Genomic DNA, 11,521 nt, shown 5'->3' with positions numbered 1-11,521 from the left:
TGCTCTCGCTAAACGATATACAAAAGGAGGGTGCACCATAAATGACCATAGTCAATTATGACACACCCTCTTTGTGATTTTTTAAGAATAAGGGAGTTTTGACACGCCCTCTTTGTTATTATTTCTTTTTATTCACCGAAATAACGCTTGTACAATCCCATAAAACCAGCGCAATGACGAGCCTCGTCCTTTGCCATCTCATGAACTGTGTCGTGTGTTGCATCCATACCTGCAGCCTTAGCGTTCTTGGCAATACGGAACTTGTCCTCGCATGCACCACGCTCAGCAGCAATACGTGCCTCAAGATTGCTCTTAGTATCCTTCAACACATCACCCAACAGTTCAGCGAACTTGCTTGCATGCTCAGCCTCCTCAAAAGCATAACGCTTGAAAGCCTCAGCAATTTCAGGATATCCCTCGCGATCAGCCTGACGGCTCATAGCTAAATACATACCAACTTCACCACACTCACCATTGAAGTGGGTCTCAAGGTCCTTGATCATCTCAGCAGTCGCATCTTCCTTGCGTGCAGCACCAAGAGTGTGAACAGTTGCAAAAGCCGGACCATCCATTGGATCTTCCATTTCCTTGAACTTGCTAGCCGGAGCCTTACATACCGGACACTTCTCAGGAGCTTCTGTACCTTCATAGATATAACCACATACTGTGCAAATAAATTTCTTCTTCATAATATTATTGTTTAAAAGTTTATAAATCAGTTTTCTTTCTTTTCCTTCATACATTCGCAACATACACCTTTGTAATACAGCTGTACATCGTCTACCGAATGGTCACCAACCGTCTTACATGACAGCAAAGGCGAAACTTCATCAAAGATATCGTACACCTTCCTACATTGCTTGCAATAGAAATGAGCATGCGCATTAATATTTCCGTCTTAGCACACCCTATGCTCATCTATCGTGATCATCTGAGCCGCATTGTTCTCTGACAATAAGCGTAAAGTTTTGTACACTGTAGTACGGCTAAGAGTAGGCATCTTGCCACTCAAGCCACGATAGACATCGTCAACCGTAGGATGGGTATAGTGCGTTAGCAAATAATGCATTATCGCTATACGCTGTACAGAGGGCTTTACACCGCACTCTGCCAAACTGGCTATTGCTTCTTTTGAATTCATGTTCTCATTTTCTACATTTGCAAAGATACAACAATATCTTAAACGACCAAAGGAAATTTGTAAATTTTACAACTTTTAATTCATTGTAATAAAAGTACACTTTCCTGTATAACTCTTTTCATATGAAGTTTTAATTCATAACAATTTGTATAAACTTATACACAATATGATACACATGTTTATATCATTTGGGGGTTATGAATTCTTCCCAAAAATAAATATAATTTGTGACTTAGAGCACGTTGATGCAAGATTTTAGGTATGTCGGTCTTGACTTTTTAACTCAAGCAGCGAGCACTCGGAGATATTCATTTCTGTTTTTTATCCCAACTGGCTTATAATTCGGAAATTTTATCTAAATTTGCAATGGTAACAACGTCAAACTGAATAAAACTCATAAAAACACACACAGAAATATGTCGGCAAAACCACTCATAAGCTTCATCGTGTACAGCCACGACGCTGAGCCTGCCAATCTAAGGGCATGTCTGGACAGCATATTACAGCTGTCGCTGGCTGATGCGGACAGAGAGATAATCATAGTAGACAACGGAGAGACTTCCGCCCCGCTGAGCATGCTGCTCAACAATGAATACGAAATAACGTACATTCACCTGAAGCGCAAGGGAGCATCGGCAGCATACGCATTGGCGCTGAGGCTGAGCACTGGACGCTACGTGCAACTGGTTGGCAGCACCGACCGACTGCTGCGTGCACCATACGAGCACTGTCTTGACATAGCACGCTATCACAATCCCGACGTTATGTTCTACAAAAACACGGACAATGCAGCCGACGCCACAACGCCATTCACATATGAGGGGCCTATGCTGGGCAGTACGTATATGAAGGGCAATACCATTCAGGCTTCCAAGATAGGCTACATGTTTGAGAAGAGCCTAATTGTGTCGGAGGAATTCAACGAGAGAATAGCCAACAAGAACGAGTTTCTGACCAAGTTGCTGCTGCGCTCGGAAAGATTCTACTATACCGACGCTTACGCTTATCTGGCAAGCCAGCAAACGGCACAATCTGCTGCCGACGGCTCTATCCATGCCAACCGACTTGCCGAGACGGAGAAGACACTCGTGAACATGCTGAAACTCGTAGTTCCCGAAACCGACCGCCCAGCCCTTAACCGACGGATAGCGCAACTGACCATGGACTATCTGTGTGACGTGATACGCACTACGCACGACAAGAAGACGCTGGTGAAGACCATGGAGCGACTGGCAAGAAAAGGTCTGTATCCGCTGCCCGACCGCAACTACACCAAAAAATACGCTTACTTCAGAAAGATGATAGGCAACCCGATAACACGCAACCTGCTCTTCTATCTTATAAAATAACGACTGAAACAAAATATAATTATGAACAGCAAGAAACTAATCATACTCCTGGCGCTCGCCATAACCACATCGGGACTGAACGCACAAACACGTAAGACACAGCGCTCTAAGGGCAAGGCTACGGCTGTAAAACCACAGCCTACGGACAATCTGCCTGCCATGAGCCCTAACGCCAAGGCCCTGTTTGACGACATGCTGGCAAGCACACAGAAGGTGTTTGTGATAGACAGCACCGTAGTGGACATAGACAATGTGATGGCTGAGATTCCGCTGCCAGCCAGTTACGGCAGATTCGTGAAGTACAACACATTCTTCAATGCAGACAAAGCCAACAACTCGTACGTGTTTGTCAACGGATTCGGAAACCGTTGCTACTACACCGAAATGGGCAGCGACAGCATAGCCCGCCTCTACACACGCGACATGGTAGGAAGCCAATGGGGAGAACCGCAACCCGTGAAGTCGGTGAACGGTAAATTCAAGGACATCAGTTTCCCGTTCATGTCAAGCGACGGACAGACGTTGTACTTTGCTGGCGTGTCGGACGAAGAGGGACTTGGCAAGCGCGATATCTACATGACAAAGATAGAGGCTGGCGAGGGAAATTTCCTTAATGCCGAGAACATCGGTCTGCCGTTCAACTCGCCTTCAGACGATTTTGCCTACATCGTTGCCGATGCTGACAAGTTGGCATGGTTTGCATCAACCCGAAACCAGCCCGAAGGAAAGGTGTGCGTCTACACATTCGTACCTACTGACACCCGACAGAATTACGACGCTCTCTCCATAGAAGAGAAAAAGCTTCACAGTCTGGCTTGTCTGAATCGCATCCGCGAGACTTGGCCAACACCCGAGATGCGCGAGAATGCCATGCAGCAGCTCAAACGTCTGAAAATGGAGAACACTCAGATGCAAGCTAAGGCTGATGGCATAAATTTCGTCGTAAACGACAAGGTTACTTACACAAGTGTCAGCCAATTCAAATCGGAAGACACACGCAAGGCTTACATCCAAACAACAAAGATGAAAAGCGAGCTGACCGCAAAAATGTCCAAGCTGGCCGCCATGCGTGCCGAATACCATACAGCTGCCGCTGGAAACAAGGCGCAGATAGGACAGCAAATACAGCAACTGGAACAGCAGACCAACCAACTGCGACAAGAACTCAAAAAGACATTGGGCGAACTGCGAAAGAAGGAGTGTAAGTTGTAATTTTAAAATTCTACTATGGAGAAGAAGTATTTTGCTGCTTCGGAGCTGATAATCAACGGCGACGGCAGCGTTTTCCATTTGCATTTGAAGCCGGAACATCTGGCTGACAAGGTGATATTGGTAGGCGACCCCGGACGTGTGGCGCTTGTGGCATCGCATCTGAACAACATAGAGTGTGAGGTGGAAAGCCGCGAATTCCGCACCGTGACCGGACAGTATGAGGGCAAACGAATCACGGTGGTGTCTACTGGCATAGGATGCGACAACATCGACATTGTGATGAACGAGCTTGACGCTCTTGCCAACATCGACTTCAACACCCGCATGGAGAAGGAACAGACACGCAGCCTTGAAATAGTAAGAATTGGCACTTGTGGCGGACTGCAACTCAATACTCTCGAAGGTACGTTCGTGTGCTCGGAATATTCGGTAGGATTCGACGGATTGCTCAACTTCTACGCCGGACGTAATGCCGTGTGCGACCTGCAAATGGAACGCGCACTCATCAACCATCTCGGATGGACGGGCAATATGTGCCAGCCCTATCCTTATGTAATCAAGGCGGACGAGACTCTCGTGGAGCGCATAGCAGAAGGAATGGTGAGGGGCATCACGGTAGCGTGCGGCGGATTCTTCGGCCCGCAGGGACGCCAACTGCGTATTCCGCTTGCCGACCCTAATCAGAACGAGAAGATAGAAAGCTTCGAATACAACGGATTGCACATAACCAATTTCGAAATGGAAAGTTCGGCACTTGCAGGACTTGCACGACTGATGGGACATCACGCCACAACCGTTTGCATGGTGATTGCCAACCGAAGGGCTGGACGTGCCGACACAGCATACAAGAATCATATCGACGACCTGATAAAACTGGTGCTCGAAAGATTGTAATACAACCCATAATAGATGGATTTTAATGAAATAATAAGCCATAACCTCTCGCTGCCCGCTGCGCAGATTGCTGCTGACGTGAACAAGGCGTTGGAGAAGCACAGCTCTGTAGTAGTGACTGCGCCTCCAGGTGCAGGCAAGTCGACCTTGCTGCCGCTGACCATAATGGCAGGACTGAACAATGGTGCAGAAGGACCTGACAGAGCAGGCAAGGTGCTGATGCTCGAACCACGCCGACTCGCCGCCAGACAGATAGCCGAACGAATGGCTCAGATGATAGGCGAACCCGTTGGACAAACCGTGGGCTATAGGGTAAGATTCGAGAGCAAGGTGTCGAGCCAGACAAGGATTGAGGTGCTGATCGAAGGCATTCTGACACGAATGCTGGTGGACGACGCTACGCTTGAGGGTGTGGACGTAGTAATATTCGACGAGTTTCACGAACGCAGCATCAACTCCGACCTGGCGTTGGCCCTGACACGTCAGGCGCAGGAAATAATCAGACCCGATATAAAGATAGTTATAATGTCGGCAACTATCGACGCTTCGTCAATATGCAACGAACTGAAGGCTCCGCTCATTGAGAGTGAAGGCCGTATGTTTGATGTTGACATAACTAATGCCGAGACCGATGCCGACCGATGGGAAATGCCGCAAAGAGCTGCGGCTGCAACGGTAGAGGCGCACAACAGACACAAGGGTGACATACTGGTATTCCTACCCGGGCAGGGCGAGATAGAACGCTGCCAGCAACTGCTCGGCTCTTCGCTACAGCCCACAAGGGTGCTGCCGCTATATGGCAATCTGCCGCCCGAACAGCAACGCAAGGCAATAGCTCCGTCAAGAGAAGATGAGCGCAAAGTGGTACTGGCTACGCCAATAGCCGAAACTTCGATTACGATAGAAGGTGTGAGAGTGGTGGTTGACTCCGGACTGTGCCGACAGATGGAGTTCGACGCACGCACGGGACTGAGCCATCTTGAAACGGTACGCATCAGCATGGACATGGCTACACAGCGCAGCGGACGTGCCGGACGTGTTGCCGAGGGCGTGTGCTACAGACTATGGACTAAAGCTTCAGAACACCTTATGGCAGAACAGCGAAAGCCCGAGATAGAGGAAGCTGACCTGGCACCAATGCTACTTGACATTGCAGCATTCGGCGAGAACGACATAAAGGCTCTGCCATGGCTCACGATGCCACCCCAGGGCAACATCGTCAAGGCACACAACCTGCTACTCACACTTGGAGCCATAGACGAAAAGGGCTGCATAACTACGCTCGGCAAACGCATGGCTGCCCTACCCTGCCATCCACGTATTGCAAGAATGATTCTGCAAGCTGCCGACCAACTGCTCAAGGGCGTGGCGTGCGATATAGCTGCCATACTTGAGGAGAAAGACCCTATGGGCGAAACAGCTGGGACTGACCTGGCTTTGAGAATTACCGCTCTACGCCAGGCTCGCAGAAACAAGCAGACGGGCAGATGGCAGCGCATAGCTCAGATTGCTGCCGAATACAGACGAATGGCTCATGTAGCAGAAAACAACAACGACGTGGCACCTACGGACGTTGGAATGCTGGTGGCTTATGCTTACCCCGAACGAATAGCCATGAGCACTAACAACATTGGCGGCTACAGACTGGCAAGCGGCGCTAACGTGACGCTTGAACAGAACGACTCGCAATCGGCACACGAGTGGCTGGCAATAGCCTCGCTCAACAATGCCTCGACCTCTGCCGGACGCGTGTTCCTGGCGGCTCCGCTCAATCCCGACGACCTTGACGACTCAATAATCAGGCAACGAGACAACGTGGCGTGGGACAGCAAACAAGGGTGTGTACTGATGCAGACGGAAAGAAGAATAGGCAAACTGACCGTAAGTTCCAAGCCAATACACAATGCCGACAACGAAGAAGTCATTAATATAATATGTGAGGCTGCGAAAAAAGACGGACTGAGCATGTTTGCATGGAGCGAGACTGACGTGACGCGTCTGCAGAACCGTGTGGCGCAAGTGGTAGCATGGCACCCCGAACTGCACATTCCAGACATCTCAACCTGCCACATGATAGCCAATGCCAAGGATTGGCTGCCGCTGTATCTTGACGAGGGAGGACACATAAAGTCGACTACTGCCGAACTGAAGAAACTGAACCTCACCGAAATCCTGTGGAATACGATTCCATACGAGACGCAACTGGAAATAGACCGTATCGCACCTACTCACATAGCCGTGCCGACAGGATCGCACATTCGCATAGACTACCGACAAGGAGCCGAGACTCCTGTGCTGAGCGTACGTCTGCAGGAATGCTTCGGAATGGAACGCACGCCATGCGTAGACGACGGAAGGCAACCGCTGCTTATGGAGCTGCTGTCGCCCGGATTCAAACCGGTACAGCTGACACAAGACCTCGAAAGTTTCTGGCAAGGAACATACTTTGAAGTGCGCAAGGAACTGCGACGCAGATATCCCAAACACTACTGGCCCGAAAACCCGTTGGAGGCAGAAGCCGTAAGGGGCGTGAAGAAATTTTGAATTTTGAGTTTTGAATTTTGAATTGTTCGCTGCTTCGCATGCGATTGTGAATTATCCAATTATGAATTTTGAATTGGTTCACATCATAACAATTAAACATAATAATTAATAATTTAACATTAAATATAATGGCAAACAAAAGTTTACTGATTAAGGACACAACAGTCGACGAGCGTATGGAAATAGTAAAAGTAGCACTTGGCGGCTTCGGCGACGCCGAATGTGAAGGCATAGACATGGATGACCTGTACGACGACTACATCTTCGGACGCAAGGAACTGGCTGAGATAAACAGAGAGTTCAGCGCACAGAATGCCGGTACCGTAAGAACCGACAAGGCTGACCAGCCATCCGGTTGCGGAATGGGCAGATAAACACCCTCAGAGCAAATAGAATAAACAGACGGAACAATCTGATGTTACTTTCAGATAAAGCAATCTGATGTTACTCAAATCAAATTAACTTATAAAACAACAGCTATGAACAAGCTTGTACTAACCACACTCCTGACAGCCTACGGCTTTGCCGCACAAGCGCAAGACAATCCGCTATGGATGCGTCACCCGGCAATCTCGCCCGACGGCAAGACTATCGCCTTCTCTTACCGTGGCGACATCTTCACCGTGTCGTCAAACGGAGGCACAGCCAAACAAATCACCTCAAACGCTGCATTCGACTCGTATCCTGTATGGAGTCCCGACGGCAAGAACATCGCTTTCGCGTCGAGCCGCGAAGGTAGCATTGACGTATGGGTGATGAGCGCCGACGGAGGCATTCCACGTCGTGTGACAACCCACAGCGGCAACGAATATCCGCTGCGCTGGAAGGACAACTCAACCATCCTGTTCAAGACCTCGATGATGCCTACTACAAAGTCTATAATCTTTGCAGGATCATTCCCGCAGATCTACTCAGTAGGAATGGACGGAGGACGCCCCAAGCTGTACTCTGAGGTAACAATGGACGCGCTCGACATCAACGCCTCGGGCGACGTGCTCTATATGGACCGCAAGGGATATGAGGACGAATGGCGCAAGCACCACCGCTCGCCCATCACTCGCGACATCTGGCTCAAAAGCGGCGAGAAGTTCAAGAAACTTACCACATTCGACGGCGAAGACCGCGACCCCGTATGGGCTGCCGACGGCAAGTCGTTCTACTATCTGAGCGAACAGAACGGTACGCTCAACATCTACCGCCGCTCTCTCGACGGCAAGGAGACTCGCATCACCAACCACGAGAAGAATCCTATACGCTTCCTCTCGGCTGCCGCTGACGGCACCCTGTGCTATGGCTACGACGGCGAAATCTACACGGTACGCGAGGGAGCACAGCCGCAGAAGACTGCCATAAAGATTGTGGCAGACAACGAGGGCAAGGAACTGATACGACAGATTAAGAACTCAGGTGCCTATAATATCAAGCTGTCGCCAAATGGCAAGGAAATCGGATTCGTGCTGCATGGCGACGTGTACGTCACTTCGATAGAATACCGCACTACAAAGCAGATTACAAACACTCCTGAACAGGAGCGCGACATCGACTTTGCGCCCGACGGACGTACCATTATCTACGACTCGGAGCGCAACGGACTGTGGCAAATCTACGCTACAACCATCAAGAACAAGGACGAGAAGCAGTTTGCTTACGCTACCGAACTCGTAGAGGAACGTCTGACACAATCCGACCAGACTTCATTCCATCCGAAATTCAGCCCTAACGGCAAGCAGATCGCTTTCTGGGAAAACCGTGGCACTCTGCGCGTGATGGACGCCAAGGGCAAGAACGTGAAGACTGTTATGGACGGCAAGTTCGTCTATTCGTACAGCGACGGCGACATCGACTACTCATGGAGTCCCGACAGCAAGTGGCTGCTCTCCTCGTACATCGGCGTGGGAGGATGGAACAATTCGGACATTGCCCTGGTGAACGCTTCGGGCAACGGCGAAATACACAACCTCACCGAAAGCGGATATAATGAGGGCGACGCCAAGTGGGTGCTTGGAGGCAAGGCTATGCTGTTCAGCAGCGACCGTGCCGGATACCGCAGCCACGGCAGCTGGGGAGCTGAATCGGACGCTTACTTGATGTTCTTCGACCTTGAGGCTTACGAGCGCTTCCGCATGAACAAGGAGGAGCGTGCCCTGGCTAAGGAGAACATGACTAATAAGGAGAAGAAGCAGGAGGAAAAGAAAGAAGAGAAGGAGAAGATGGATATAGAGAAGCCGAAAGCACAGGAGACTGAGGCTCTGAAGTTCGATCTTGAAAACTGCCGCGACCGCATCGTGCGCCTTACGGTCAACTCTTCGTTCCTCGGCGACGCTTTGCTCGACAAGGAGGGCGAGAACATCTACTATAAGGCTTCGTTTGAGGGTGGTGCCGACCTGTGGCGCCGCAACCTTATTACAGGTCATACAGAATTGCTGATGAAGAACCTCGGAGGTGGCGAGATGGTGTTCGACAAGACTTACCAGAACATATATCTGGCTGGCGACGGCGGCATCAAGAAGGTTACGCCATCAAGCAGAACTGTCAAGAACATCGACTTTGAGGCTCCGTTCAACTATCAGCCCTACAAGGAGCGTGCCTACATGTTCGACCACGTTTGGCGACAGGTGAAGGACAAGTTCTACGACAAGAACCTGCATGGCGTAGACTGGGAAGGCTACCGCAAGACTTACGAGCGCTTCCTGCCCTACATCAACAACAACAGCGACTTCCAGGAGATGCTGAGCGAGATGCTGGGCGAACTGAACGCATCGCATACAGGCGCAAGATACAACGGACTGTGGGCTTCGATGCAGACCGCAAACCTCGGACTTTTCTTCGACGAGAACTACACAGGCGACGGACTGAAGATTGAGGAGATTGTGAAGGGCAGCGAGATTGCCTGCAAGCAGACCGACGTAAAGACTGGCTGCATCATCGAGAAAATCGACGGTACAGAAATCAAAGCCGGTATGGACTACTTCCCGTTGCTCGACGGAAAGATTGGCAAAACAATCCGACTGACCGTTCGCGCCAAGGGAGGCCGCACCTTCGACATTACTACAAAGGGAATGTCAATGGGCAAGGTGAACGAACTGCTCTACAAGCGTTGGGTGGAGCGCAACCGTCAGCTGGTAGACAGCCTGTCGGGTGGCCGTCTCGCCTATGTACACGTAAAGGCTATGAACAGCGAGAGCTTCCGTACAGTCTATCGTGAACTGCTGAGCGACAAGAACCGCAACCGCGAGGCGGTAATCGTCGACGAACGTCACAACGGAGGCGGATGGCTGCACGACGACCTGTGTACGCTGCTCAACGGCAAGGAATATCAGAAGTTCATGCCACGCGGACAATACATAGGTCGCGACCCGTTCAACAAGTGGGTGAAGCCTTCGTGCGTACTCATCTGCGAGGACGACTACAGCAACGGCCATGGATTCCCATTGGTCTACAAGACTCTCGGCATAGGCAAACTCGTTGGTGCTCCTGTTGCAGGAACTATGACGGCCGTATGGTGGGAGACTATGATTGACCGATCAATTGTATTTGGCATTCCTCAGGTGGGATGTATGAGTCTTGACGGAACATACGCCGAGAACACACAGCTCAATCCGGACATTACTGTATACAATACTCCTGAAGACTTCATCAACGGCAACGACCGTCAGCTGAAGACTGCTGTGGATGAAATGCTGAAACAGATTGGCGAAAAGAAATAAGCCAGTTGTTTGACACATAGGAATAGGAGGAAAATGATTCGTTTTCCTCCTATTTTTATTTTTCCTGACTTCGTCAACGTGTCACCCAAAAATCTTCGTCAAAGAGTTTAGCTATTTTCTGATGCCTTGCTATCAACATTGTTTGGGTGTAAACCTCCTTGTTCAGAGGTAACTTAATCTGTATGGTTGTGATGGTCTTAGCCAATGTAAGCACCTTGTCTATGCTCATCTTAATCTCTCATGACGTCGTTACTCAAAAAGCTCATATTTCCTGACTTCGTCACACATAAAATACACTTTATGAGTGACGAAGTCAGGAGATCTTCAACATCTGACAATACGGCATCAAGTTTTGACAAGCGGACATCGTATTCTTTTTGTTTATCAAGAGAATCCTGTAAAACAAGCTTCATTGCACGTTTCTCCAAATCATCAGCATTTACACGATCTGCCAAATAATTAATATAACATTTTTGTTCGTCTGCTTCCATACCTTCACTGTAATCAAGAGCGGGGCACAAGTTTGATTCTCGTGCCAAAAGCTCTATTTTTTGTTCTATGAAATATTGCAGTTCGTCCATTCGTAATGCTCTGATTTTCAGTAAGCGTATCCGCGATGCTAGTAGATACACTATCAAAAAAAATATCGCTCAAGCTTTTATTCTTGAGCGATA

9 protein-coding genes and 1 pseudogene are annotated in these 11,521 nt (G+C 49.4%); 6 read left to right on the top strand and 4 right to left on the bottom strand.

From position 1 onward, the window contains the following. Window positions 1–128: 128 nt before the first annotated feature. Window positions 129–689: an NADH peroxidase gene (locus I6E38_RS12950; RefSeq protein ID WP_235394388.1), complete on the bottom strand. Its 561-nt coding sequence runs from the start codon at window positions 687–689 to the stop codon at window positions 129–131. Window positions 690–898: 209 nt separating this feature from the next. Beyond that, window positions 899–1,141 (bottom strand): Fur family transcriptional regulator, encoded by a 243-nt coding sequence (locus I6E38_RS15480; RefSeq protein WP_368408047.1) that lies wholly within the window; start codon window positions 1,139–1,141, stop codon window positions 899–901. Between the two features lie 416 nt (window positions 1,142–1,557). Between I6E38_RS15480 and I6E38_RS12940 the strand changes: the two genes are divergently transcribed. From I6E38_RS12940 to I6E38_RS12915, 6 genes are all read left to right on the top strand, one after another. Further along, window positions 1,558–2,490 (top strand): glycosyltransferase family 2 protein, encoded by a 933-nt coding sequence (locus I6E38_RS12940; RefSeq protein WP_235394387.1) that lies wholly within the window; start codon window positions 1,558–1,560, stop codon window positions 2,488–2,490. Between the two features lie 21 nt (window positions 2,491–2,511). Continuing rightward, complete coding sequence (locus I6E38_RS12935; protein WP_235394386.1) at window positions 2,512–3,702, top strand: TolB-like translocation protein; 1,191 nt, start codon at window positions 2,512–2,514, stop codon at window positions 3,700–3,702. 15 nt (window positions 3,703–3,717) lie between these two features. Then, a complete protein-coding gene (locus I6E38_RS12930; protein WP_235394385.1) occupies window positions 3,718–4,596 on the top strand; it encodes a nucleoside phosphorylase in 879 nt (292 codons plus the stop codon). Between the two features lie 15 nt (window positions 4,597–4,611). Then, window positions 4,612–7,140, top strand: a complete 2,529-nt coding sequence (gene hrpB, locus I6E38_RS12925; RefSeq protein WP_235394384.1) for an ATP-dependent helicase HrpB — start codon at window positions 4,612–4,614, stop codon at window positions 7,138–7,140. Between the two features lie 128 nt (window positions 7,141–7,268). Continuing rightward, window positions 7,269–7,514, top strand: a complete 246-nt coding sequence (locus I6E38_RS12920; RefSeq protein WP_235394383.1) for a hypothetical protein — start codon at window positions 7,269–7,271, stop codon at window positions 7,512–7,514. A gap of 105 nt (window positions 7,515–7,619) precedes the next feature. Then, complete coding sequence (locus I6E38_RS12915) at window positions 7,620–10,847, top strand: S41 family peptidase (protein ID WP_235394382.1); 3,228 nt, start codon at window positions 7,620–7,622, stop codon at window positions 10,845–10,847. A gap of 73 nt (window positions 10,848–10,920) precedes the next feature. Here the strand turns inward: I6E38_RS12915 and I6E38_RS12910 are convergent. Together I6E38_RS12910 and I6E38_RS12905 are read right to left on the bottom strand one after the other, a co-directional pair. Next, window positions 10,921–11,085, bottom strand: a pseudogene (locus I6E38_RS12910) (IS1634 family transposase); the annotation flags it as partial. Beyond that, window positions 11,078–11,428: a hypothetical protein gene (locus I6E38_RS12905; protein ID WP_235394380.1), complete on the bottom strand. Its 351-nt coding sequence runs from the start codon at window positions 11,426–11,428 to the stop codon at window positions 11,078–11,080. The pseudogene I6E38_RS12910 and the gene I6E38_RS12905, both read right to left, overlap by 8 nt. Window positions 11,429–11,521: the final 93 nt, after the last annotated feature.

The sequence above is a fragment of the Leyella stercorea genome (assembly GCF_021531355.1).
Classification (GTDB): domain Bacteria; phylum Bacteroidota; class Bacteroidia; order Bacteroidales; family Bacteroidaceae; genus Prevotella.
This window is presented reverse-complemented; position numbering and strand designations above follow the sequence as displayed.

What these genes read in the sequence shown, in the direction of transcription:
- hrpB (WP_235394384.1), top strand. Translation starts at nt 4,612, where the DNA reads ATGGATTTTAATGAAATAATAAGCCATAACCTCTCGCTGCCCGCTGCG.
- I6E38_RS12940 (WP_235394387.1), top strand. Translation starts at nt 1,558, where the DNA reads ATGTCGGCAAAACCACTCATAAGCTTCATCGTGTACAGCCACGACGCT.
- I6E38_RS12930 (WP_235394385.1), top strand. Translation starts at nt 3,718, where the DNA reads ATGGAGAAGAAGTATTTTGCTGCTTCGGAGCTGATAATCAACGGCGAC.
- I6E38_RS12915 (WP_235394382.1), top strand. Translation starts at nt 7,620, where the DNA reads ATGAACAAGCTTGTACTAACCACACTCCTGACAGCCTACGGCTTTGCC.
- I6E38_RS15480 (WP_368408047.1), bottom strand. Translation starts at nt 1,141, where the DNA reads ATGAATTCAAAAGAAGCAATAGCCAGTTTGGCAGAGTGCGGTGTAAAG.
- I6E38_RS12905 (WP_235394380.1), bottom strand. Translation starts at nt 11,428, where the DNA reads ATGGACGAACTGCAATATTTCATAGAACAAAAAATAGAGCTTTTGGCA.
- I6E38_RS12950 (WP_235394388.1), bottom strand. Translation starts at nt 689, where the DNA reads ATGAAGAAGAAATTTATTTGCACAGTATGTGGTTATATCTATGAAGGT.
- I6E38_RS12920 (WP_235394383.1), top strand. Translation starts at nt 7,269, where the DNA reads ATGGCAAACAAAAGTTTACTGATTAAGGACACAACAGTCGACGAGCGT.
- I6E38_RS12935 (WP_235394386.1), top strand. Translation starts at nt 2,512, where the DNA reads ATGAACAGCAAGAAACTAATCATACTCCTGGCGCTCGCCATAACCACA.